This is a genomic window from Corynebacterium sp. KPL4072, assembly GCF_037908395.1.
GTDB classification, from domain to species: Bacteria; Actinomycetota; Actinomycetes; order Mycobacteriales; family Mycobacteriaceae; genus Corynebacterium; species Corynebacterium kefirresidentii.
In genome coordinates this window covers 36,842-59,728 of the sequence record NZ_JBBMGE010000005.1, presented here as the reverse complement: position 1 = coordinate 59,728, position 22,887 = coordinate 36,842, and the positions used below count along the sequence as shown (strand labels likewise).

Sequence of the window (22,887 nt, the reverse complement as noted above, 5' to 3'; positions counted from 1 at the left end):
GGGCTAGACTAGCCCGCATGCGCGCGGATATTTCTCAAGGATTAAGAGATACCTGGGCCGCCGCGATCGGCCTTATTCCCCTCGGCCTAGCCTTCGGCCTACTCATGGTCCAATCCGGTTTCAGCTGGTGGTGGACGCCGATTTTCTCCCTCGTCATCTACGCCGGCTCTATGGAATTCTTGGCCATTTCCATGGTTACTGGTGGGGCTTCCGCCTTTGCTTCGTTGGTTACCGGATTCATGGTGAACTTCCGCCATATTTTCTATGGCCTCACCTTTCCCCGGCACCGCATTCATTCACGGGTGGGCCGGGCTTATTCCACATATGCGCTTACCGACGAAACCTATGCCATCGTCTCCTCCCTCCCCGCCGAGGAGCGCCCGAGTGGGAACCGAATACTCACCATCCAAATCTTTTGTCAGGTCTTGTGGGTAGGCGGCGGCATCGTCGGTGCCCTCGCCGGCCGAGTGATTCCCTCTTCCGTGCAGGGAATGGAATTCGCTCTGGTTGCCCTTTTTGTCGTGCTTGCAATGGATTCCTTCCGCAATAACCAGGACTTTGCATTGCCGTTAAGTGCTGTGGTGGTGGGAATCCTTGCTGCAGTCTTCGCCCCAGGACAACTGCTCATGGTGGGGCTGAGTGCCTACTTCATTCTGCTTATTATCCGCTACGCATCTCCCCGCATCGATGCCGCTATTGGCTTGCGTAGCCGCGGCGAGTCTACGAGATTCCGGGAGGAACGCTAATGCCCGCTGGAGTTACGCTTGCTTCCATCGCCGCAGTGTTGGCCCCCGTCGGCCTTATTACCGTTGTGCTGCGCCAGCTTCCCTTTTCCTTTGTGAAATGGATGAAGGATAGCCAGTTCTTTTCATTGCTGGGCATGATGATGCCTGTAGGTGTGATGACCATTTTGGTGGTTTATACCGTCTACGGGCAGGCTGGTGCCCCTGGGGGCATCTGGGCGGCTCTCCTCGGCGTGGTAGTAACCTTCCTGCTCCACCTGTGGAAGCGTGAATCAGCGCTGTCCATCTTCGGAGGAACCGCTTTTTATATGTTTCTCGTTAACGTTGTCTTGTAGGCACCGTGTTTGAACCCTAAAGGCCGAACTTGGCGGTGGCTTCGGACCATAGGGCGTCGAAATGAGATTGGTCCACGTAGTGGGCGCTAATGTCTGGAAACTCATCGTAGGTATCCGGGTGCGGGACAACCTCTTGCGGCTGATCTACGTTTCCCGTGGAACTGGTCGGGGTAGCCACACCAACTATGGCATCTGAGGGATCCAGGGCGATCATGCGGACCATTCGACAGCTGCGCGCATCTTGCTCCTCCATTTCCGCCATATGGATGGCCGAGCCTACGCCGGGCACGGTTAGTTCAGTTCGTACGTATAGATAATTCGCCATAGGACCTAAGTGTAGCTAAGTGGTGGCACGCTGGGCGTAGCGGGATGCCAGCCACGAACACATCATTAACTGGACCTGGTGGTAAATCATCAACGGCAGGATAAGTAGACCAAGAGACGTTCCCCCAGAAGCAAAGATAACCGAGGCTATGGGTAGGCCCGTGGCTAGTGACTTCTTCGATCCACAGAACTCGATTGCGACTGCATCGGCGCGCTTGAATCCCAATTTTTCACTTACCTTCTTGGTGAGCCACAGCATGAAAGCAACGAAGATCGCCGCGAAGGCGACAAGGAAGGCCAACTCCCATATGGAGATGGAGGACCAAATTCCGTCTACTACGCCTTTGGAAAAGGCAGAATACACCACCATGGCAATGGAGCCGCGGTCTACCACTTTGGTGGCCTTGCTTTGGGCGAATTTGCCAACCCAGCGCCGAGTCAGCTGACCCAGGATAAAGGGAGCCAGCAGCAAGAGCGCGATTTCTCCAAATACGGAAGTGTCGATGTGGACCCCTCCCCCGGTTCCCATCAGGAGCATAACCAGCGCAGGGGTAATAAATACTCCGACCAAGTTAGAAGTAGATGCTGACACGATTGCGCCTGCAACGTTTCCCTTCGCAATGGAGGTAAAGGCAACCGAAGATTGCACGGTGGACGGTACCAGCGTGAGAAACAAGATCCCCAGGTACATATCGTGCGAAATGAAAGCGGTAAGCGGTCGTAGCGCTATACCTATTAGCGGGTAGACCACAAAGGTGAAGGCCAGGATCGTTAGGTGTAGGCGCCAATGCTTAAGCCCATTGAGGGCCTCTTGAGTGGAGAGCCTAGCGCCGTACAAAAAGAAGAGGAAAGCGATCGCAACATTTGTTAGCTGGCCGAATGTCTCGGCAAAATCCCCACGGGCTGGTGCAATGACCGCAAGGATGACCGCCAAGATGATGAGCACTATGAGGGGGTCGGGCTTCTTTAAACTCTGCAGCATTCTAAAAGTTTAAACCCTACCGCTCCTTCTTCCCCGGAAATACTCGGGCCAAAAATATGCCCTCTGTGGTTTCACGTGAAACCACAGAGGGAGGAATGCACCCTAGGCTGTAGTGACATTAGAGCCGTCTTGCTTAACTTCGTATCCTTCCAAGGGGTCGCGGCCCGGTCCGGATATTACGCTTCCATCGCTGAGGTCATAGGAGGTGTTATGTGCGGTGCAGGTGGCCGTCATGCCATCGATCTTGGTGATCGGATTGTGCTGGTGCGGACAGGTCTGGGAATAGGCCTTGAACTCACCTTCTTTCGGCTGAGTAAAAATGACGCCATCTACAATCTTCGCGGATCCGACTGGAATTTCCGTAGCTGCGATTTCCGCGGACGGAGAAGAACCACAGGCTGTTAGGTAGGCACCTGCGAAAGTGGTAGCGGTACCGAGCAAGAAGATTCGGCGAGAGCACTTATTCATGCCCTTAGTCTAGCTGGTGATGATGGTGCCTTGTGACTCAGCCGTGTAGCTGAGCGAATTTAGAGTTTCACGTGAAACACAGAAGTTAACTAACCAGATAGCCCTCCCATGTTTCAGGGGAGCCAGTGGGTGTAGGAGTGAGTTCATAGGTGCCAGATTCAATGCCTAAATCATCGACGATGCTATGGGCCGACTGCTGCCCCTCCGCTACCGGTGTGGATGTCGGCTCTTTGTGGCCTTGCTCGTTATAAGCGCCAATGACAAAGGTCGAAGCGGCGATGGCTGCGAGGGGCGGTGCTTTTCTTCATATGTATCATTTTGCCTAGCGGAGGCCTCTGATGCTCTTTACTTTCTGGGTTCCTCGGAAGCTTTACGCAATCTCCATCGCTATTGGCAGTAAGGCGAAAAGTACGGTAATCCAATTATTAACGTAGCCTAGCGTTGAATGGACCAATATATTGAAAGAGTGACGGGATATCGTAAGTGACGGAACAAGGAGATGTAACGGCCTGACCTATAACGTCACTGTGACTGTCGGGAAACATCCAATGAGCTATTCAAGCGAGAGGAAATAGCTACAAAAATTCCCCCTCTGGATGAGGCGTAATTCTTATCCAGAGGGGGAGCGGTTGTGCAGCAGGCGCTGCTATCTGTCAGATTCTCGTGCGGCGTGACGGAGTGCGTCGACATCGACCTGGGGTGCAGAAGCCGCGGCAGCCTCTTTCCCACCGCAACCGTCGGAGCCACAATTGCAGGAATCCCCACAACCTTCTTCACTAGCGTGTGCCTGTTCGTAGAGGAACGCGGCACGCGAGCCGAGGTTGGAACCTACAGATAGGGCGAGAACTGCCGCCACAAAGGTAAGAACCGGAAGGAGCCACATCCAGCCCTCAGCGCTAAGCGCGACGATTCCACCGAAAATTAGGCAGACACCGCTGAGGATCCAGAATGGACCAGCGATGCGATGGGCGTTATCCCACGCTTCGCGAGACTTGCGGATTTCTTGCAGTCGCAAGCCAATGTAGTTATTTCCGGGTAGGCGCTTGGTTGAGGCCATGGTACCTACAACGATGAGGAAGACGGCGAGGATGAAGAAGATGATTCCCACTGCGATCATGTATTCAGTTTAGCCTTGTAGTGCTGAGATAAAAATTGCGCCTAGGCCGAGTGTTCTGTCGCTGTGTGCGCTCAGGTAGTATGCATTTAAGGTCGATTGATAGATATTGAATCGACCTTGGCCTCCGCACTGCGCTGTTTCGCCTCGGTCGTTTAGTCCTAGAGGTAGAGCACCCGATCTGATTGTAAGTATATGAATCTCAAGAAACTCTCGGAATCTTTGTTGTTCCGCATTATCGTTGCCATCATCCTTGGCGTGGTGGTCAGCCGATTCGCTCCAGAATGGTTTGGTCGCGTATTCGCCACCTTCAATGGACTATTTAGCAACTTCCTCAACTTCTTTATCCCGGTCCTTATTTTCGCGCTGATCGCTCCGTCCATTGCGGGTCTCGGGCGTGGTGCCGGTAAGTGGCTGGGGGTTACAGCGGGGATTTCCTATGGCTCCACTATTGTCGCCGGTCTTCTTGCCTACGTGCTTGCCCACTGGCTCTACCCCACCATGCTTAGTGGTCAGAATCTGATTACTAATGTCTCCGATATTGATGAGGGTGCACTCTCTCCCTACTTCGAGGTGGAGATGGCGCCGCCTTTTGAGGTTATGACTGCCCTCTTGTTGTCGTTCTGCATCGGTGTAGCTATGACTACCGTGAAGTCCGATACCTTGTACGCTGTCACCAAGGAATTGGAGAACGTCGTAGTTAAGGTAATCTGGGGCTTTGTTGTGCCGATTTTGCCCTTCTATATCTTTGGCATGTTCTTGGGATTGGGCATGAATGGCAATCTGGGCTCGGTACTTTCGGCCTTTGCCAAGGTTTTGATTTTGGCGGTTGTCATGACCCTGGTTTACTTGGTCTTGCAATACATCATTGCTGGTGCGATTACCGGGAAGAATCCCTTCAAGGCGCTTCGCAATATGCTGCCGGCTTATTTCACGGCTTTGGGAACCTCCTCTTCTGCCGCGACTATCCCGGTGTCCTTGGAGTCTACGCTTAAGAATGGCATTTCAAAGCCGGTGGCAAGCTTTGTTATCCCGCTGTGCGCGACCATCCACTTGTCCGGTTCGATGATTAAGCTGACGCTCTATGCCTTTGCGATCGTGTATATGGCAAACCTTGATATTAGTACCGGTACCGGACTTGGCTTCATCTTCTTGTTGGGAATCATGATGATTGCTGCTCCGGGCGTTCCGGGCGGTGCCGTCATGGTGGCGGCCGGCCTTCTGGCAGACATGATGGGCTTTGATGATGGCATGGTGGCGCTCATGATCGCCGCCTACATCGCCATCGACTCGGTCGGCACTGCCGCCAATGTCACCGGCGACGGTGCTATTGCGATGATCGTGGACAAATTCGCAGGCGACAAGAAAGACCCCTCCGAAGAGGAATCTGCAGAAGCAACCGCGTAGAGGCTCACCAAAACCACACCCCTCGTTCAGCTGTCGAGAGCTGACGAGGGGTTTAATGCGTTGTGGGGCTATTTTCGGGTCGCCGCCTTCATGCGGGTGACAAATTCAGCGAGTTCTTTGTGCAGCGCGGGGTCCACGCGAGCGCGGCCTGAGGTCCCTTCGATCTGGGTCCGCTCTGCAGCGGTTTCACGTGAAACGTGGCGATCAATGATTTTAGTAATGGCCGAGCCAGTAATAGCCCCCTCCGCTCCGGCTGCCACGGCATCGCGCACATGCTCGGGTGCTGAAATGCCGAAGCCGAGCAGTACCGGCGGGCCATCGAATCTTTTGATGTTTGCTACGACTTCTTCAAGCCCGATGGTTTTAGATTCTCTTTCGGTACCTGTCACGCCGTCGCGGGAAACGGCATAGATATAACCCCGCGAGCTGTGAGCGACGCCTTCGAGGGTGCTCGCGGTGGCACGAGCCGGGGCGATGAGGATCGGATCTATGCCGGCCTTTTCTGCTGCAGCGATGAATGGAGCGCCTTCGCGTACGGGGACGTCGGGATGCAAGATGCTATCCGCGCCTGCATTAGCGAATTCGGAATAGAAGCGCTCGAAGCCGCGCGTGAAAGCCACGTTGCCATAGATCAACATGCCAATGGGAAGCTCAGGGAATTCTGAGCGAATCGTCCGCACCTGTTCTAGGGCGGAATCTACGGTGGCGCCAGCCGCTAGCGCCCTAAGGTGAGACGCCTGAATGGTCGGTCCATCGGCCACGGGATCAGAAAATGGGACGCCAAGTTCTAGTGCATCTGCACCGGCCGCGACAACGGTTCGTACAATGTCCAGCGTGTCTTCCGGGGTGGGATCGCCCAACATGAGGAAGGGGACGAACGCGCCCTCTCCCCTTTCGCGCAGTGATCGGAATAGGTTCTCGTATCGATTGCTCATTAGTGCTTCTCCTGCAGTTTAAATTCTGGGTGGGCCTCAAGCGTGCGGCGAACATGGTCGATATCTTTATCGCCGCGACCAGACAAAGAGACCACAATAGTGATGTCCTCATCCTTCCGTTTCAAGGCATAAGCAAGAGCATGGGAAGACTCAAGGGCGGGAAGGATCCCTTCCCGCTGGGATAGCAGTTGGAACGCTTCCAATGCCTCGGCGTCTGTAATGCCCACGTAGTGTGCTCGGCCGCTGGAGTGAAGGTAAGCATGCTGTGGACCGACTCCCGGGTAGTCGAGTCCGGCGGAAATGGAGTATGACTCTTCCACTTGGCCGTCTGCGTTCCGCATGAGGTAGCTGCGTGCGCCGTGGAGTATTCCTACGGTCCCGTTGTTGATGGTGGCACCGTGCTTGCCGGAGTCCAGTCCTTCACCGCCCGGTTCAGTGCCGACGAGTTCCACTTTTTCCTCCGCAATGAAGTCTGCGAACATGCCGATTGCATTGGAACCGCCTCCGACACAGGCGACGACTACATCCGGCAGGCCGCCAGTGCGCTCAAGCATCTGCTGCTTAGCTTCTTCGGAAATGACCTTATGGAACTCCCGGACGATAGTCGGGAAAGGGTGTGGCCCAGCCGCAGTGCCGAGGAGATAGTGGGATTCATGGAACGTAGCGGTCCAATCGCGGAGCGCTTCATTCACCGCGTCCTTAAGCGTTCCGGACCCGGTATCAACGGCTACGACTTTCGCGTTCATTAGCTCCATACGGAAGACATTGGGCTGCTGCCGCGCGACGTCTTTTGCCCCCATATAGACCACACACTCGAGCCCTAAGAGTGCGCAAGCCAGTGCGGTGGCGGTGCCGTGCTGGCCCGCTCCCGTTTCTGCAATGATGCGAGTCTTTCCCATACGTTTGGCGAGGAGGGCCTGTCCGAGGACTTGGTTCGTCTTGTGCGCGCCACCGTGTACGAGGTCCTCACGTTTGAGGAAGATCCTCGCCTTACCGCCTAAATTTTTTGCCTCTGTCAGTGGCGTGGGCCGGCCAAGGTAGTCACGCAGAAGGTCGCTGAGCTCTTCGCGAAAGGACGGGTCATTCTGTGCTTCTACAAAAGCCTTCTCAAGTTGGTCGAGGGCGGGGATAAGGGATTCTGGGACGAACTGTCCACCGAATTCACCAAAGTATGCTGGAAGGAGTGTTTCACGTGAAACGGTCATGATCGTGTCCTTTCTATGGGTGTGTATAGCGTCGGATGATGTGGAAGGCTTGGGACACAAGCGAGGAATCCTTGCGGCCGGGTGCGTACTCTAGACCCGAATTGAGATCGAGCCCCATCGTGCCGATCGACAGAGCCTCTTCGAGGTTGTCTAACCGGAGGCCACCGGCGAGGAAGGATTTATCCTTAACTTCAGGGGGGATAGTGCTCCACTCGAATGAGCTTCCTGACCCGCCGCTTCCGGAGTCCAGGACTAGCGCTTCTACTTCTGGGACAAGGTCAGTTGCCAGTCCTGCGAAATCGGGGCTGAGCATATCGACGGCACGCCACACGGATAATCCGCCCGCGACGCTGCGTACCTGGCGTAGGAATTCTCTTTCCGCTTCCCCACTTCCTTGGAATGGGGTGTGGAGCTGAAGTGCCTTGAGTCCTGGGAGCTCAGAAAGTCTCTGTAGCTCTTCGATATCCGAAGAACGTGTCACGGCCACGTAGTCCAGACCCGGCTCTGCGGAGATGATGTCACGCGCGGTTTCACGTGAAACACTGCGCGGCGATTCCCGTACGAAGATAAGTCCTCCGTAGCGGGCCCCTGCAGCACGCGCCGCTTGCGCAGCGGAGGCAGAGTTAAGCCCGCATACTTTATTGCCACCGTAGACAAGATCGCGAGCGGCGCGATCGATATCCTCTTGACGGCTGAGTTGTGAGCCTACAAGGAATGCGTGCACGTGAGAGCCCAGCCGGCGGACGGTGGCATTGTCGCGGATTCCGGATTCCGAGAGGATCGTTTTTCCTTCAGGGATATGGCTAGCGAGGCGCTCGGTTCGTTCTAGGTCGATGCTGAGATCGTGGAGGTTGCGGTTATTGATACCGATGATGTCGCCACCTAACTGCAGCGCTCGTTCCACCTCTTCCTCGGTGATGGCTTCAGTCAGGACGTCTAACCCCAGTTCATCAGCCAGCGCCTTGAGTTTAACGTAGGTGTCATCATCCACGATGGACATCATGAGCAAGATGGCATCGGCTCCGTAGTGTCGCGCGGCGTAAACCTGAATGGGGTCAACAATGAAGTCTTTGCACAGCACCGGCAGGTGGGTAGATTGGGCGACGGTTTGCAGATGGTCATAGTCGCCGCCAAAGCGCGCAGGCTCGCACAGCACCGAAATGGCGGAGGCATAGCGTGAGTAGATGCGAGCGATATCGCCCGGACGGTAGTCCGCGCGAATCAACCCCAGGGATGGCGAGGCAGACTTACATTCCATGATGAAGCGATTGGTGCCATCGAGGGCTTCGACAAGCGAACGCTCCGAAGGCGGTACGCTAGCGAGGTCCACGTAGGACAACCTGTCGCGAATGGCCGGCAGATGAGTGCGGCGCTGGGCGACGATCTCTTGTAGCACGGTTGGCAATTCCTTCGCCGTCATTAGTTCTTCTCCCCTACCGCATAGTTGGCGCTTTCGTGGATATGGAGCCACTTTTCGACAGCGCCGCTATTAATCAGATCCTTAGCGTGAGAGACTCCTGCTGCGATACTCCTCGTGGTCCCGTTGAGGTAAAACATGGCTCCGGCGGTGGCAGCGATGGCGTCCACGTGGGCGGGCTTACCGTGACCGGCAAAGACCGCGCGGAGGGCTAGGGCATTTGCAGCGCCATCCCCACCGGCAAGCTCCGTGAGCTCGTGGCGCTCGATACCGAGCTCTTCAGGGGTGAGCTGGTAGGTGATAATGTCGCCGTTCCTGAGCTCCCAAGCCTGCGTGGTGCCATGAGTGGCAATCTCATCCGTGCCGGCTCCATGGACGACTAAGGCGCGCTCGCGGCCAAGTTCTCGAAAGACCTCTGCAATGAGTTGGCCTTGATCTGGGTTTGCAATGCCCATGATTTGGAGTGATGGGTGTCCTGGGGACAAGAGCGGGCCGAGGGTATTAAATATGGTTGAGATGCCCAGTGCCTTGCGCACCGGTTGGACGTGGGCGATGGCTGGGTTGTAGGCGGGGGCGAAAAGAAACGTAAAGTTCGAGGCCTCAAATTGGCGGACCGCTCGGGCGGCGTCTAAGTCGAGCGGGAGATTAAGAGCCTCGAGTACATCCGCAGATCCGGACTTGGAAGAGACCGAGCGGTTGCCGTGCTTGATCATCTTCACTCCCCCGGCAGCGGCGACGAGCGAGGCCCCCGTCGTGATATTGATGGTATTTGTGCCATCGCCCCCAGTGCCGGCCGAATCCATAAGGCCTTTTCCGGTGATGGGGAAGGGATAGCCCACCTTTAAGAAAGCCTTGGCGGCGCCGGCAACGTCCGCGAAAGTCTCGCCCCGAGCCCGGATATGAGCGAGCAATGCCGCGATATGGATATCGTCGTAGGCGCCCACGGCCAAGGGGGTAAATACCTCCGTGGCTTCTTCGATGGTGGGTTGTGGATTGCTTAGATAGGCCTGAAAGGTCCGCAGTGGTGTTCGGCTCATTTTAGTTTTCCTTCTCCATAGTGGTGTGGGTAGATAGTTGGTGAATGCAGCGTTGGAGCATTACGGGTCCAGTGGGTGTGAGGACGGATTCTGGGTGGAATTGCAGACCTAGCCCCATACCGTCTTTTGTCTCCGCGGCCATCACTACTTCGCCGATATCTGAGGAAGTGTGTGCTAGGCAGCGCATCTCGTGCGGGATATCCGTACAGCCGAGCGAGTGGTAGCGTGCCACCGGAATCTGTGTGCCGAGACTATTTGGTTGATCAGGTTCGGTATCGGTGGCAAGCCCTTGGAGTACGGGATGCTGAACCCCGGCTGGCGTGAGAGTCATCGGAACGGATTTCCCGTGTACCGGGCCGCAGGGCGCAACTGCCCCACCGTGGTATTCAAGAAGCGCTTGGAAGCCGAGGCAGACGCCGAGAATGGGAGTGGTGCCCAGGGTGGCGTCGATAAGCTCCATCATGCAGCCGGCCGACCGTGGATGGCCGGGGCCGGGGGAAAGCACAATTATGTCGGGCCGCGCCCCCAATACTTCATCGACCGCAACGGTATTACGAAATACTGTGGTATCGAACCCAGCTAGGGCATCGACGAGGTTATAGACAAAAGAATCGTGGTTATCCAGAAGGACAATGTGTGGCGAACTCATCGCTGCACCTCCAAGTCGGCACCGTGTGCTACGGCAATGGCATTGAGCACGGCGTAGGCCTTATGCACCGTTTCATCGGCCTCGGCCTGTGGGACGGAATCTTTGACAACACCGGCACCGGCTTGCACTACTGCGGTGCCGTCTTGGACGTAGGCGGAGCGGATGACAATGCAGTTATCCATGGCGCCATCGCCGCGCAAGTAACCTACTGCCCCGCCGTAGGATCCGCGGCGTGTCCCTTCCGTTTGCCGCACCAGCTCGGTGGCACGAAGCTTGGGCGCGCCCGTCAGGGTGCCCATGTTCATACAGGCTCGATAGGCATCGAGCGCATCGAAATCTGAGTGGAGCTTCGCCGTGACTCGGGAGACCAAGTGCATCACACGGGAGTAGCGGTCCACCTGCAATAGCTCTGCCACCTGGCGGCTACGAGGAACGGCCACCCGCGCGAGATCATTGCGTGCTAGGTCTACCAGCATCGTGTGTTCCGCAATCTCTTTGTGGTCAGTACGCATCTCTAATTCATTGCGGATATCAAGCTCATGGCTGATGCTCCCATCCGGGCGCAGCCCGCGCGGCCGAGTGCCGGCGATGGGATAGAGCTGCACTCCCCTATCTTCCGGCGTGAACCTGAGATTGGATTCTGGCGACGCGCCAAATAGCTCATAGTCGTCGCCACGAACGTAAAACATGTAGGGCGAAGGGTTAGTGTCTCGTAACGTCCGGTAGGCAGCGAGGGCGCTAAGGCATTCCAGCGTGAAGGAACGCGCGGGCACTACTTGGTAGATATCGCCGGCGTGGATATTGCGTTGTAGCTTTTCCACGTCTGCGCGAAACGTTGCGTCATCCGCGTCAGCCACCGCACGGATCTTGCTTCTCTGTGGTGTCGTGGGGCGTGGGGTCTCCGGCCGCGTGGCTAGGGAATCAAGTTCCGCTTTAAGGTGGTCTTCGTCGATATCCCAGCCCTCTAGGCGCGCAGTTCTTTGCAGGTGGTCTACCTCCAGGACCGTTTGAGCCACCAAGAACTCATAGTCTGGGTAGGAATTCGACCCCGGTTTAACCTCGGGGAGATCTTCGAAGGTGGCCAGGTAGTCATAAGCGAACCCGCCCCCTAGAAATGGTAGTAGCGGAGAGGAATAGGTGGCCTCTAATTGGAAGAATCGCAGAATGTCAGCGGTTGATTCAGCAAGGAGTCGCTGCCGCTCGTCGGGTTCGGCAGAAGGCGGGAATTCGAATACAGCGGTAGTAGTTTCACGTGAAACTAGGCGGTGGCGGAACCGGTCTCGGAGAGGAGGAAGGAGCACCTCCCCCGCGTTGGTGAGGGCCCGCACCTCCACCCTGTGGCCATGGCACGTGACTCTGAGTGCTGCCTTGAGGATGGCTAGACAGTTGAGGTTTTTCTTAGTCTCGATGTCTGCGCTTTCGAGCAACAGGGAGTCGTGCGGTTGCGCGAGCGCGTCAAATGTGGCGGCCGCATCGCTGTCGTAGGGTATGTCGCGGGTAGCGGTGTATGGCATTGCAGTGCCCTTTCGGAGAGGGTGGGTATGGGAAACGAAAATTAAGCTTCCACGAGCACAGGCACAAAAACGCCAAAAGGCCCGCAGAATGCGAGCCTGAAAATAGGTTGCGAAAGATGGCCCGCGGGTTACGCGCGCCACCACCAAGCAGTAGTCATGTTCTTCATGGCAGCTACTTTAACCCAAATTTCTATAACTCGGAAGATATTGCCGATAAATATTCTCACAGCCCGAGCTGGCTTTCTCGCAGCAGAAGCCGTATTCGGGACTTTAAAGAAACGAGTGGGGTACTGTTGGGTGCATTAACAAAGGGAAGAAAGGTGATGTAAATGACTATGAGCCTTAATGAGGTAGTGGCAAAGGTTCCTACCCAACTTTTGATTGGAGGCGAGTGGCGAAAGGCATCTTCCGGCGAGACTTTCACGGTGGAAAATCCCGCCACCGGAGAGACCATTGCTACGCTCGATTCTGCTAATTCCGCTGATGCGGTAGCCGCTCTAGATGCTGCTTGTGCGGTGCAAGATGAGTGGGCACGAACCACCCCGCGCGAGCGGGCGAATGTCCTCCGCCGGGCCTTCGAGCTGGTACACGAGCGCGCCGATGAGTTCGCGACGCTGATGACACTTGAAATGGGAAAGCCTTTTGCCGAGTCTCAAGGTGAGGTCACCTATGGTGCTGAGTACCTGCGCTGGTTTAGCGAAGAGGCAACGCGCGATTATGGCCGCTACTCCCCCGTTCCGGAGGGCACTTTGCGTATGGTCACACGCCGCAAGCCGGTCGGGCCATGCCTGCTAATTACCCCATGGAACTTTCCCCTCGCGATGGCCACGCGCAAGGTTGCGCCTGCTGTCGCGGCAGGCTGCACCATGGTTCTGAAACCGGCCAAGCTCACCCCCCTGACTACGCAGTACTTTGCGCAAACCATGCTCGATGCCGGCCTGCCCAAGGGTGTGCTCAATGTGGTTTCCGGAAGCTCTGCCTCAGCCATTTCGGAGCCTTTGCTTGCCGACGATCGCCTGCGCAAGCTTTCCTTCACCGGCTCCACCCCAGTGGGCAAGACTCTACTGAAGGGTGCCGCGGATAATGTGCTGCGCACCTCCATGGAGCTGGGCGGCAATGCTCCGTTCATCGTCTTTGAGGATGCGGATATCGATCAGGCCGTAGCAGGGGCTATGGGTGCGAAGATGCGCAATATTGGTGAGGCCTGCACTGCAGCCAACCGTTTCATAGTGCACGAGTCCGTGGCGGAAGAGTTTACGCAGAAGTTGGCGGCGGAGTTTAACAAGCTCGTCGTGGGTAATGGCCTGGACGAAGGCGTTACCTGCGGTCCCCTCATTGAGGCCAAGGCGCTCGACAATATTGCTGCCTTAGTGGATGACGCAGTGGAAAAGGGTGCCACCGTTGTTACCGGTGGCAAGCGTGGCGAAGGTGAGGGTCACTTTTATGCCCCCACGATCTTGAGCAATGTTTCACGTGAAACCCGCGTGGCCCAGGAGGAAATTTTCGGCCCGGTTGCACCTATCTTTACCTTCAGCGAGGAGGCGGAAGCCCTAGAGTTAGCAAACGAGACGGAATATGGTCTTGCGTCCTATGTTTTTACGGAAAACTCAGACCGCCTGTGGCGCGTGGCCGATGGTCTCGAATTTGGCCTGATGGGATTCAATGCCGGTGTCATCTCCAACGCCGCTGCCCCATTCGGCGGCGTCAAGCAATCCGGTTTGGGGCGCGAAGGTGGCGCCGAAGGTATTGAGGAATATACCTCAGTTCAATACCTGGGTATCCGCGACCCTTATGCCAATGTCTAGAAGCGCTAGCGTTTGAAAAGACACACAGGCCAGCCGGGCTCCCTTTCGGGGCCCGGCTGCGGCTTAATAATGTAAACATTCATTCAAAATGAGCCTGCCTCCCCAACCTAAAGCATTTATCCTGCTCAAGCCGTCAACATTGTTTGCATTTGAGTGCAAAAATTGCGGCCGAATCAGGCCAAGAGAGCTTTTTGATTAACCATTGAAGCTTGCGAGGCGTATAGTTCCTATCCGTATAATTTAATTCGTATTTCCTTCGACTGCGCAGCGTGGCCTGATGGCCTGCTCGTGGAGAGGGAATTTTCTTTTTGTTATTTGGAGTGAGTATATGACGTCTACAGAATCTGCGGCGGATAAGCCGCAGCTGATTACACCCACGTTCGTTCTCGCGTGGGTAGCTAATTTCTGTCAGTTTTTGGTTTTCTACCTGTCCGTGACCACCATGGCCCTCTACGCAGTAGAGAGCTTCGGGGCATCGGATACCGTGGGTGGTTTTGCCTCCAGCGCCTTTGTTCTCGGTGCGACGTGCATGCGCGTATTCTCCGGCTGGCTCGTGGACCGCGTAGGCCACAAGAAGGCCGCCCTGACCTCCCTAGTCTTCGTCACAGTCGTTGCTGTGGCGTATTTTTTTGCACAGAACGTCGCCGTTCTTATTATCGTCCGTTTCCTGCACGGCACGGGTTACGCTTTGACCTCCACCGCGCTTATGGCAGTGGCACAGTCCGTCATTCCGCACGAGCGCCGCGCGGAGGGTACTGGCTACTTCGCCCTCGGTACTACCTTGGCAACGGCCTTCGGCCCAGCACTCGGCCTCTTCTTGGCTAATAACATTGGCTACAACACGCTCTTTGCTGTAGCGCTAGGCGCTAATGTCGTGTCTTTGGTCCTGGCCTTGGTGCTGCGCTACCCAGCTGAAGTTTCCGCCGAGAAGCCGGCCTTTACTTTGCGCAATGCCGTGCACCCCAACGTGGTTCCCATCGGCCTGTTTATGTTGTTGGTCGGAATCGCCTACTCCGGTGTGGTTACTTATCTCAACGCTTATGCGCGCAAGGAAGACCTTGTGACTGGCGCAGGCCTATTCTTTATTGGTTATGCGGTAACCATGCTTATCATGCGCTTTGTTTTGGGCCGCATCCAAGACCATAAGGGCGATAACGCCGTGATGTACCTCGGCCTTGCAGCCTTTATTATCGCTCTGCTCCTCATGGCCTTCCCCACCAACGACGTCATGCTGGTGGTTGCAGGCGCCTGCACCGGTCTGGGTTTCGGCACCCTCAGCCCCGCCTGCCAGGCCATCTCTGTGCGCTCGGTACCCACCGCACAGATGGGCGCGGGTATCTCCACCATGTTCCTCCTGATGGACCTAGGCATTGGCCTGGCTCCGTTCGGCCTAGGCCCCATTGTTGGGGCAACCGGCTTTGACACCATGTACCTCATCCTTGCGGCCCTCGTAGTCATCGCAGCCATCTACTACTTCTTTGTGCACGGTCGCTTCCCCAAGGCCAAGGGGCACCATCTACACTTTGACGAGAGTAAGTAATACAGTTACTCCCCTGTTTGCCTGAAGCATTAAAAGCACACCAGCCATCGAGGCTGGTGTGCTTTTACTTTAGGCGCACCTGGGGATCGTCGCTTGAGGATATGGATGTAGGGTGCGGTGCGTAGCGTAGGGACTGAAAACTAGCCCCAGGGGGCTTACGTTATAGGGCTAGCTGCGAAGATCGTTGTGCTGGTGCGCGGGCAGGCAGCCGGCCTCGATAACGCGCTGGGCAAGAGTACGGTTGCCCGTTTTGGCGGCAAAGGCGATGCGCATAGTGATGTCATGGTTGGGTGGCGTATCCATCGTGATGCTGTCGCCGGGTTGGATGCGGCCGGGGGAAATAATGCGCAGATAAGTACCGCAATCGCCACGGGCGGTCCAACGCTTGAGCCACCCGCGCTCCCCTAGCCAGCCGGCAAAGGTGGAACAGGGTTGGCGGGGAACGGATACCTCAAGTACAGCGGTGCCGATTCTTAGGCGTTGGTTAATGAGTAGAGCGGACAGGTCGACGCCTTGGGTGGTGAGGTTTTCACCAAAGCAGCCAGACGCCAGCGGGCGGGAAAGCTCGGATTGCCAGTAGTCCAACTCTTCGCGGGCGTAGGCGTAGATGGCTTTATCATTGCCGCCATGATGTTGGGTGTCACCAATTATATCGCCGCGCACGCCGGAACCATCGCCATAATGGGGGCCGGGCGCGGCCACATCGATGAAGGATTGCGGCTGCTTGTCGATGCCCGAAAACTCGTGCCGCCCGCTCGGGTCTGGCCGGCGGACGGCGACATTGGTGGAAATGACCTGCATGCCTGCCACACTAGCTGAGCGTGAGCGCCTCCGCGGTGAGAATATCGCGGTAAAACAGCTGCGGCGCGAGGGAGACTGCTTCAGCTAGCTGCGGGAGGGCGCCGTCAAGCGCAGCGGCGAAAGCGGGGTCGGCCAGCTTGCCATTGGCCATGCCGCGCGCCGTGATGGCAAAGACGTAGGAGATAAACGGCATCCAGGCGGAATCGCCGAGCTCCGAATTGCCATCACCAAAGGCATCGAGCGCGAGCAAGGTGTGCAGTACGGACTTATCCACACCTAGCTGCTGCAGCGTTACCCGCAGCTGCATGGCGGTGCTGCGCAGGTTGGAGATGGTGCCTAGGCGGGTGAGCGCGAGGTCGTTGGCAAAGCACTCGCGCAGTGCAGCGATGCGGTGAGCATCGTCGCAGAGCTGATCGCTGGCCGTCGATGGTGTGGGCGCCTCACCCGTGGCGCTCATCAGCAGCATTGGGCGGGTGAGATCGTCGACGCCGGTGGATGGCACGCGCGCGAGCGCGGCGGAGCCGTGGGCTTCGATGTAGTCATGGGCGGCGTCGGCAAGCGCGGCCAGCAGTGAGGAAGGCTTTTCGGCCGGCTCTTCACGGCGGAAATTGCGGGAGACCAAGCCGGTGCGGACAAAAGCGCGCATGCGCTGACCCGGCTCAAAATCCGCCGCCATGAGGGCATCCATGCTGGCACGCGGATCGGCCTCAATCTCCTTGATGATCGCCTCGAAAGTTTCCTTGGCCTTGGGCGCTAGGCGGCGCATAGCCGCGTAGGTGGGCCACATACCCTCGGTGTTTGCGGTTTCACCATCCTGGAAGATGATGAGCGCGCTCGCCGGCGGGTACTGCGGCGCGGCCAAGTCGCTGGCCGGCTCGTCCTCACGGAAATCCACGATGAGGTGGCCGGCATCCAGCAGCTCCTCGGGCAGCTCGAAGCCTTCCTCGGTGGGTTCCAGTGGCAGCGGCTCGCCTGCGGGATTGCCCAGTGGCCAAGCCCATGCCAGCAGCTCCACCTCTTCCTCGTGTGGCTGCTCGGGGACGAGGATGCCATCCTCGATGGTGGCGCGGGAGACCAACGGAGCTTTGCGCACGGTGGCGATGGCGGCATAGATGAGGTCGCTGGCCGCCGTGGCTTCATATTCCATAACGCGCCGGTCAAAGCTGCGCTTCTGGTGCGCTGCGCGCTCCTTTTCCGGCAAGCCCTCGAGATACTCCCCATAGGAGAGCGTGGACCACAAGAGATAAAGCTCCAGCGAGGTCTTTTTCGTCAGTGCAGACTTCAGCGCGCGATTCGGCACGGATAGGCTGGTAGCCGCCTCCGTAGAGCCATTGGCGGTGACGAGGTCCCTGATCTTTTGGTTTTTATCAATCACCACGAATTTCGCTAGCGGCAGAGGCTCCGGCGAGTGGATGGTAAAGAGGGCATCGGCATCGAGCTGATCTGCCAGGATGACTTGTTTATCGAGGTAATCGACTGGTTCGGCCGCGGTGCGCTTGACCCGGGTACGAATCGTCGCCGGTTCCACCTGGAAGGTCAGCTCATAGCCGGCCTCGCTGCCGATGGTCTCCTCGCGTACGCTCTCGTCCTCACCAAAGACGCGCTGGCCCTTTTCCATCTGGATAGGCTTATTCGGCGCAGAAGCCAAGGCATAGCTAAACGGAGAAAGGTTGCCCAGGGCGTCGATGAAGCGGAAGTTAGTGCCACGCGGGCCCTCGTTTTTGGCGCGCATATGCAGTGTTTCCGCGAAGTTAAGGTACTGGATATCCACCAGTTCCTCATCCTTGTACAAGCTAAAGCGGTAACGGCCTACCCAGGGATCTTCGAAGGCATCTGCCGGGAGTACCTCGTGGATGCCCTCCGGTAGCTCATCCTCTAGCACGGCCTCCTCTTCCCCACCGATGGGGACGTAGGTCAATTCCATGCTGAGCTCAGTGTTCGCGATGACGCGCGGTGACTGGGTATAGACCAGCTCGCCATCTAGCCCGTGGGCATTGGGCAGCGACTTGACGGCCATATCCCAGGCAAAGTCAGGGCTGCCAGACACCTTGATAGTGGCGGGCTCCTGTTGTGGTGCCTCCACCGTGAAGGATTGGCTCACCTCTAACGGGAAGATGGACCAACCCTCCCAGGCGCCGTGTGGGCGAGGCTCGCCGGCCTTAGCCTTGGTGAATTCCGTGCCAGCAGGGGCGATGCAGGTATATGAGCCTTTAGGCATCGCTGCGGTGGTATCGACCGGACGATGGGTGGAATCCAGCACTAAGCCGCCATTGGCCACGCCAGCGAATTCCAAGGTGTGCTCTTCAAAGGAGACGCTCAGGTGGCTAAAGAGGTGGGGCATGCTGATCCACAGCCCGGGCTCCTCGCCCTCCACGTAGTAGAACTTACGAGTGTCCTCGCTGTCGTCGAGCAGCTGAGCGGACACGGTCCACTGGGGATCCTCTGGCTCATAACCTGCGGTTAAGGCTGGTAGGTACAGCTCCAAAGTGTGGGTAGCTGGGGAGAGGCGCAGGTGCGGAATCCCCTGAAATACCGCTGCGTCTGCAAAAGATGAAAGCTGGCTGCGAAACTTCTCCTGGCTCATTTACCCCAGCCTAGATCATTTTCATGCAGATCTGCATTTTGGCTGCGAGCGGGGAAATGACCCAAAAGCCGGGGGTGAGTCCAGCGGAGAATTTGGGAGCGCGTGCCCAGCGGGACGCGGAACGGGCAGCGAACTACACCGCACCGGCACCCGGCTATTACACTGTGTGATTATGAATACCCAGAGCGATTCCACTTCGTACCGCTATACCCCGGAGCTGGCGAACCAGATCGAGAAGACCTGGCAGCAGTACTGGAAAGACAATGGCACTTTCAACGCCCCGAACCCGGTAGGCGAGCTCGCCACCGATGCGGGCGAGCTGCCTAAGGAAAAGCTCAATGTGCAGGATATGTTCCCCTATCCCTCCGGTGCGGGCCTGCACGTGGGACACCCGCTGGGTTATATCGCTACCGATACCTATGCTCGCTATAACCGCATGCTGGGCAAGAACGTGCTGCACACTTTGGGCTACGATGCCTTCGGCCTGCCGGCCGAGCAGTACGCCATCCAGACCGGTACGCACCCACGGACCACCACCGAGGCGAATATTGAAAACATGCGCCGCCAGTTGGGCATGTTGGGACTCGGCCACGATCCGCGCCGCTCCGTAGAATCTACGGATCCGGAGTTTTTCAAGTGGACGCAGTGGATTTTCCTGCAGATTTATAACTCCTGGTTCGATGAGGAGCAGCAAAAGGCTCGCCCCATTGCGGAGCTCATCAAAGAACTAGAAGCCAATAAGCGCACCACTAAGGACGGCCGCTATTACGAGGACCTCACCGAAGAGGAAAAGGCCGCAGCAATTGATGAATTCCGCCTAGTTTACCTGTCTAATTCCACGGTGAACTGGTGCCCAGGCTTGGGTACCGTGCTGGCAAACGAGGAGGTCACCGCAGAGGGCAAGTCCGAGCGCGGCAACTTCCCCGTATTTCGCAAGAACTTGTCCCAGTGGATGATGCGCATTACCGCCTATTCCGATCGCCTGCTCGATGATCTAGAGCTTTTAGATTGGCCGGAGAAGGTCAAGTCCATGCAGCGCAATTGGATTGGGCGTTCCCGCGGCGCGGAGGTCTCCTTCCCCGCTGAGGGCTATGAGATCGAGGTCTTTACCACTCGACCGGATACGCTTTTCGGCGCCGAGTACGTGGTGCTGGCCCCAGAGCATGAGCTTGTCGACGTCCTCCTCTCCCCCATCCCTTATGACGATGACGTAGACGAGCGTTGGACCTACGGTCACGATGATCCCAAGGAGGCCGTGGAGTCCTACCGCACCGATATTGCCGCCAAGTCTGATCTAGAGCGGCAGGAAAACAAGGAAAAGACCGGCGTCTTCCTGGGTACCTATGCCACCAATCCGGTTTCTGGCAAAAAGGTCCCGATCTTTATCGCCGACTACGTGCTGACCGGCTACGGCACCGGCGCCATCATGGCAGTTCCAGCGCACGATACCCGTGACTACGAGTTTGCCAAGACCTTCGGCCTGCCCATTACGGAGGTTGTTTCTGGCGGCAACGTGGACGAAGAAGCCTGGACCGAGGACGGTGCCCTAGTTAATTCTGCCAATGACAAGGGCCTAGATCTCAACGGCCTGAATAAGGCCGAGGCTATTGCCAAGGCCATTGAATGGCTGGAAAAGGACGGCTCTGGCCGGGAAAAGGTGCAGTATAAGCTGCGGGATTGGCTCTTCGCCCGCCAGCGCTACTGGGGCGAACCCTTCCCCATCGTCTATGACAAGGATGGCTTTGCCCACGCCCTGCCAGAATCCATGCTGCCAGTGGAGCTTCCAGAGGTAGAAGATTATAAGCCGGTTTCTTTTGATCCAGAGGATAAGGATTCCGAACCACAACCCCCGCTAGCTAAGGTGCGCGACTGGGTCGAGGTAGAACTTGACTTGGGTGACGGCCCGCAGACCTACTTCCGCGATACCAACGTAATGCCGCAGTGGGCAGGTTCTTCCTGGTACCAACTGCGCTACATCGATCCCCGCAACGATGAGGCATTCTGCGATATTGAAAACGAGCGTTATTGGACGGGCCCGCGACCGGACCAGCATGGTCCACAGGATCCGGGCGGTGTCGACCTTTATGTCGGCGGTGTCGAGCACGCCGTATTGCACCTGCTTTACTCCCGCTTCTGGCATAAGGTGCTCTTTGACCTGGGATTTGTCAGCTCTCAAGAGCCCTACCGTCGCCTGTACAACCAGGGGTATATCCAGGCCTATGCCTACACCGATTCCCGCGGCGTGTACGTGCCAGCTGCTGAGGTAGAAGAAAAGGACGGCAAGTTCTACTACAACGGAGAAGAGGTCAATCAGGAATACGGCAAGATGGGCAAGTCCCTGAAGAATGCTGTAGCTCCGGACGATATCTGCCGCGACTTTGGTGCCGATACCCTGCGTGTGTATGAAATGTCCATGGGTCCGTTGGACACCTCCCGCCCGTGGGCTACCAAGGACGTCGTCGGCTCCCAGCGCTTCCTGCAGCGCCTGTGGCGCCTTGCCGTCAATGAGGACACCGGAGAGCTGGCCACTACCGACGCCAATTTGAGCGAGGATGATCTCAAGCAGCTGCACCGCACCATCGCGGGCGTGCGCGATGATTATGAGAACCTGCGGCTCAATACCGTGGTGGCCAAGCTCATCGAGTACGTCAACTACCTGACCAAAACCTATCGCACCGAGGCACCGCGCGCCGCCGTCGAGCCAATCGCCCAGTTGGTCTCCCCCATCGCCCCGCATATCGCGGAAGAACTGTGGCAGCGCTTTGGCCACGACGAGACCATTACCTATCAGCCCTTCCCCACCTTTGAGGAAAAGTACCTGGTAGATGATGAAATCGAGGTGCCCGTACAGATCAACGGCAAGGTCAAAGCCCGCATCAACGTGGCTGCCGATGCGGACCAGGATGCGGTCTTCGAGGTTGCTCTGGCCGATGCCAAGATCGCCGAACTGACTAGTGGAAAGAACGTAGTGAAGAAGATCTACGTGCCGGGCCGCATGGTCAACCTCGTCGTCAAGTAATTACTCCTCCCAAAACTCCGTGGCGCACAGCGCTATGCCGTGTGCCCGGATTCCCTGGCCGACCTCCAGTTTCTCGTTCACAATGAGCGGCAGGCCGTCGAGGTCGCATACCCAAAACTCCCCCATGCCCAGCTTATTGCTGTGCTTGGCGATGCCCCCGATGGTTCCCGCCACCTCTACCTGCGGGTTGAGCATGCTGGGCTTTAAGTTCCGATAAAAGCGTTCGGTAGCAGGAGAATTCAAAGAAAATTCCTCCGGCTCCCCCACCTCGTACCGCAAGGCCACAACCGCCGGCTGGACCTGTCCCTCTAGCTTTTCCCCTCCGACGGGGTTTCCCGCTGGCAGGGCAAAGGGTGCATCCGCCAGTGCTGCGAACCGTAAATCCCCCGTCTCCACAATGCCGATATAGGGCGTTGCGCGATAAATCGTTCCTAGGGCCTGTTCCCCTCCCCGATACGAAGGAACTGCGGCCCACTCCCCTTCGTACTCCATCGCGGTGACCGCCATATCGGACGGATCAGCGTGAAAAAGGACTCGATCAAATCCAGGTGCATCCCATATTTCGCGGCTTGTGGGTAGCTCGGCGATGAGCTCTTCAATATCCATTAGATCGAAACCACATGTGCTAAATAGCTTATCCATGCTCGCCATTTTAAACACTTCGGTCGCTTCTCCCGAGACGCCGTTTGTTCCAGCGGACGGATCGCTACCAAGACTCTTTGTTTAACTATTTAATTTTTATGCCAATAACATAGCAGTTAAAACATTTGGATAAGCCCGCCAATAGTGTTCCAAAAGCAAAGCAATTATGATTTTGGCCCTAAAGATGTAGAGGCATTAAATTGTTGACGTGCTATACGCCCGCCGTATTAAAGTAGTAGGAGTTGTTGTATCAACTCCCGATCGCCTAACGGGTTGCTAGATCAACTACGCTGTATAAGCTGTTAAATAACGGCAACCGAAGGAGGATAGCCATGCGTGTGGAGCAGAGTGCGGCATGGGGAGATT

19 protein-coding genes are annotated in these 22,887 nt (G+C 56.9%); 6 read left to right on the top strand and 13 right to left on the bottom strand.

All coding sequences use genetic code 11. From position 1 onward, the window contains the following. Nucleotides 1-17: 17 nt before the first annotated feature. Nucleotides 18-746, top strand: a complete 729-nt coding sequence (locus WMP97_RS06405) for an AzlC family ABC transporter permease (protein WP_340440079.1) — start codon at nucleotides 18-20, stop codon at nucleotides 744-746. After that, nucleotides 746-1,078 (top strand): branched-chain amino acid transporter permease, encoded by a 333-nt coding sequence (locus WMP97_RS06400; RefSeq protein ID WP_239206872.1) that lies wholly within the window; start codon nucleotides 746-748, stop codon nucleotides 1,076-1,078. The genes WMP97_RS06405 and WMP97_RS06400 overlap by 1 nt, the downstream gene beginning before the upstream one ends. A 16-nt stretch (nucleotides 1,079-1,094) precedes the next feature. Here the strand turns inward: WMP97_RS06400 and WMP97_RS06395 are convergent, their stop codons facing one another. The 4 genes from WMP97_RS06395 to WMP97_RS06380 form a co-directional block, all read right to left on the bottom strand. Continuing rightward, a complete protein-coding gene (locus WMP97_RS06395; protein ID WP_023020176.1) occupies nucleotides 1,095-1,403 on the bottom strand; it encodes a hypothetical protein in 309 nt (102 codons plus the stop codon). 15 nt (nucleotides 1,404-1,418) lie between these two features. After that, nucleotides 1,419-2,384: a bile acid:sodium symporter family protein gene (locus WMP97_RS06390; RefSeq protein WP_340440078.1), complete on the bottom strand. Its 966-nt coding sequence runs from the start codon at nucleotides 2,382-2,384 to the stop codon at nucleotides 1,419-1,421. 102 nt (nucleotides 2,385-2,486) lie between these two features. After that, nucleotides 2,487-2,852 (bottom strand): Rieske (2Fe-2S) protein, encoded by a 366-nt coding sequence (locus tag WMP97_RS06385; protein ID WP_340440077.1) that lies wholly within the window; start codon nucleotides 2,850-2,852, stop codon nucleotides 2,487-2,489. 646 nt (nucleotides 2,853-3,498) lie between these two features. Next, nucleotides 3,499-3,969 (bottom strand): SdpI family protein, encoded by a 471-nt coding sequence (locus tag WMP97_RS06380; RefSeq protein WP_340440076.1) that lies wholly within the window; start codon nucleotides 3,967-3,969, stop codon nucleotides 3,499-3,501. Nucleotides 3,970-4,161: 192 nt separating this feature from the next. On the opposite strand from WMP97_RS06380, the gene WMP97_RS06375 reads away from it, so the two are divergent. After that, nucleotides 4,162-5,373 carry a dicarboxylate/amino acid:cation symporter gene (locus WMP97_RS06375; RefSeq protein ID WP_086588375.1) on the top strand — a complete coding sequence of 404 codons (1,212 nt, stop codon included), beginning with the start codon at nucleotides 4,162-4,164 and terminating at the stop codon, nucleotides 5,371-5,373. Nucleotides 5,374-5,441: 68 nt separating this feature from the next. On the opposite strand, the gene trpA is transcribed toward WMP97_RS06375, so the two are convergent. From trpA to WMP97_RS06345, 6 genes are read right to left on the bottom strand one after another with little or no spacing between them, the layout of a single operon-like run. Then, on the bottom strand, nucleotides 5,442-6,308 hold the full coding sequence (gene trpA, locus WMP97_RS06370; RefSeq protein WP_340440075.1) for a tryptophan synthase subunit alpha: 867 nt from the start codon (nucleotides 6,306-6,308) through the stop codon (nucleotides 5,442-5,444). After that, on the bottom strand, nucleotides 6,308-7,513 hold the full coding sequence (gene trpB / locus WMP97_RS06365) for a tryptophan synthase subunit beta (RefSeq protein WP_340440074.1): 1,206 nt from the start codon (nucleotides 7,511-7,513) through the stop codon (nucleotides 6,308-6,310). The genes trpA and trpB overlap by 1 nt, the downstream gene beginning before the upstream one ends. A gap of 13 nt (nucleotides 7,514-7,526) precedes the next feature. Beyond that, nucleotides 7,527-8,933, bottom strand: a complete 1,407-nt coding sequence (trpCF, locus tag WMP97_RS06360; protein WP_340440073.1) for a bifunctional indole-3-glycerol-phosphate synthase TrpC/phosphoribosylanthranilate isomerase TrpF — start codon at nucleotides 8,931-8,933, stop codon at nucleotides 7,527-7,529. Continuing rightward, nucleotides 8,933-9,967, bottom strand: a complete 1,035-nt coding sequence (gene trpD, locus WMP97_RS06355; RefSeq protein ID WP_340440072.1) for an anthranilate phosphoribosyltransferase — start codon at nucleotides 9,965-9,967, stop codon at nucleotides 8,933-8,935. The genes trpCF and trpD overlap by 1 nt, the downstream gene beginning before the upstream one ends. 1 nt (nucleotide 9,968) lies before the next feature. After that, the gene (locus WMP97_RS06350) at nucleotides 9,969-10,616 is read right to left on the bottom strand and encodes an anthranilate synthase component II (protein WP_239207699.1); all 648 of its coding nucleotides are present in this window, start codon (nucleotides 10,614-10,616) and stop codon (nucleotides 9,969-9,971) included. After that, on the bottom strand, nucleotides 10,613-12,130 hold the full coding sequence (locus WMP97_RS06345; protein WP_340440071.1) for an anthranilate synthase component 1: 1,518 nt from the start codon (nucleotides 12,128-12,130) through the stop codon (nucleotides 10,613-10,615). The genes WMP97_RS06350 and WMP97_RS06345 overlap by 4 nt, the downstream gene beginning before the upstream one ends. A 329-nt stretch (nucleotides 12,131-12,459) precedes the next feature. Here WMP97_RS06345 and WMP97_RS06340 point away from each other — a divergent pair, with 329 nt between their 5' ends. Then, a complete protein-coding gene (locus tag WMP97_RS06340; RefSeq protein WP_340440070.1) occupies nucleotides 12,460-13,935 on the top strand; it encodes an NAD-dependent succinate-semialdehyde dehydrogenase in 1,476 nt (491 codons plus the stop codon). A gap of 328 nt (nucleotides 13,936-14,263) precedes the next feature. Continuing rightward, entirely contained in the window at nucleotides 14,264-15,475 is a 1,212-nt protein-coding gene (locus WMP97_RS06335) for an MFS transporter (RefSeq protein ID WP_301732858.1), read from the top strand. A gap of 168 nt (nucleotides 15,476-15,643) precedes the next feature. Here WMP97_RS06335 and WMP97_RS06330 read toward each other — a convergent pair whose 3' ends face one another. Further along, nucleotides 15,644-16,276, bottom strand: coding sequence for an MOSC domain-containing protein (locus WMP97_RS06330; RefSeq protein WP_340440069.1), 633 nt, complete (start codon nucleotides 16,274-16,276; stop codon nucleotides 15,644-15,646). A 10-nt stretch (nucleotides 16,277-16,286) separates the two neighbouring features. Continuing rightward, nucleotides 16,287-18,860 (bottom strand): hypothetical protein, encoded by a 2,574-nt coding sequence (locus tag WMP97_RS06325; protein WP_301732860.1) that lies wholly within the window; start codon nucleotides 18,858-18,860, stop codon nucleotides 16,287-16,289. Nucleotides 18,861-19,032: 172 nt separating this feature from the next. Here WMP97_RS06325 and leuS point away from each other — a divergent pair, with 172 nt between their 5' ends. Then, nucleotides 19,033-21,879, top strand: coding sequence for a leucine--tRNA ligase (gene leuS, locus WMP97_RS06320; protein WP_340440068.1), 2,847 nt, complete (start codon nucleotides 19,033-19,035; stop codon nucleotides 21,877-21,879). Here leuS and WMP97_RS06315 read toward each other — a convergent pair whose 3' ends face one another. Beyond that, complete coding sequence (locus WMP97_RS06315; protein ID WP_340440067.1) at nucleotides 21,880-22,521, bottom strand: hypothetical protein; 642 nt, start codon at nucleotides 22,519-22,521, stop codon at nucleotides 21,880-21,882. Nucleotides 22,522-22,887: the final 366 nt, after the last annotated feature.

Bases quoted from the DNA above. Each gene is read 5' to 3' on its own strand.
- WMP97_RS06405 (WP_340440079.1), top strand. From the start codon at position 18: ATGCGCGCGGATATTTCTCAAGGATTAAGAGATACCTGGGCCGCCGCG.
- WMP97_RS06400 (WP_239206872.1), top strand. From the start codon at position 746: ATGCCCGCTGGAGTTACGCTTGCTTCCATCGCCGCAGTGTTGGCCCCC.
- WMP97_RS06395 (WP_023020176.1), bottom strand. From the start codon at position 1,403: ATGGCGAATTATCTATACGTACGAACTGAACTAACCGTGCCCGGCGTA.
- WMP97_RS06390 (WP_340440078.1), bottom strand. From the start codon at position 2,384: ATGCTGCAGAGTTTAAAGAAGCCCGACCCCCTCATAGTGCTCATCATC.
- WMP97_RS06385 (WP_340440077.1), bottom strand. From the start codon at position 2,852: ATGAATAAGTGCTCTCGCCGAATCTTCTTGCTCGGTACCGCTACCACT.
- WMP97_RS06380 (WP_340440076.1), bottom strand. From the start codon at position 3,969: ATGATCGCAGTGGGAATCATCTTCTTCATCCTCGCCGTCTTCCTCATC.
- WMP97_RS06375 (WP_086588375.1), top strand. From the start codon at position 4,162: ATGAATCTCAAGAAACTCTCGGAATCTTTGTTGTTCCGCATTATCGTT.
- trpA (WP_340440075.1), bottom strand. From the start codon at position 6,308: ATGAGCAATCGATACGAGAACCTATTCCGATCACTGCGCGAAAGGGGA.
- trpB (WP_340440074.1), bottom strand. From the start codon at position 7,513: ATGACCGTTTCACGTGAAACACTCCTTCCAGCATACTTTGGTGAATTC.
- trpCF (WP_340440073.1), bottom strand. From the start codon at position 8,933: ATGACGGCGAAGGAATTGCCAACCGTGCTACAAGAGATCGTCGCCCAG.
- trpD (WP_340440072.1), bottom strand. From the start codon at position 9,967: ATGAGCCGAACACCACTGCGGACCTTTCAGGCCTATCTAAGCAATCCA.
- WMP97_RS06350 (WP_239207699.1), bottom strand. From the start codon at position 10,616: ATGAGTTCGCCACACATTGTCCTTCTGGATAACCACGATTCTTTTGTC.
- WMP97_RS06345 (WP_340440071.1), bottom strand. From the start codon at position 12,130: ATGCCATACACCGCTACCCGCGACATACCCTACGACAGCGATGCGGCC.
- WMP97_RS06340 (WP_340440070.1), top strand. From the start codon at position 12,460: ATGACTATGAGCCTTAATGAGGTAGTGGCAAAGGTTCCTACCCAACTT.
- WMP97_RS06335 (WP_301732858.1), top strand. From the start codon at position 14,264: ATGACGTCTACAGAATCTGCGGCGGATAAGCCGCAGCTGATTACACCC.
- WMP97_RS06330 (WP_340440069.1), bottom strand. From the start codon at position 16,276: ATGCAGGTCATTTCCACCAATGTCGCCGTCCGCCGGCCAGACCCGAGC.
- WMP97_RS06325 (WP_301732860.1), bottom strand. From the start codon at position 18,860: ATGAGCCAGGAGAAGTTTCGCAGCCAGCTTTCATCTTTTGCAGACGCA.
- leuS (WP_340440068.1), top strand. From the start codon at position 19,033: ATGAATACCCAGAGCGATTCCACTTCGTACCGCTATACCCCGGAGCTG.
- WMP97_RS06315 (WP_340440067.1), bottom strand. From the start codon at position 22,521: ATGGATAAGCTATTTAGCACATGTGGTTTCGATCTAATGGATATTGAA.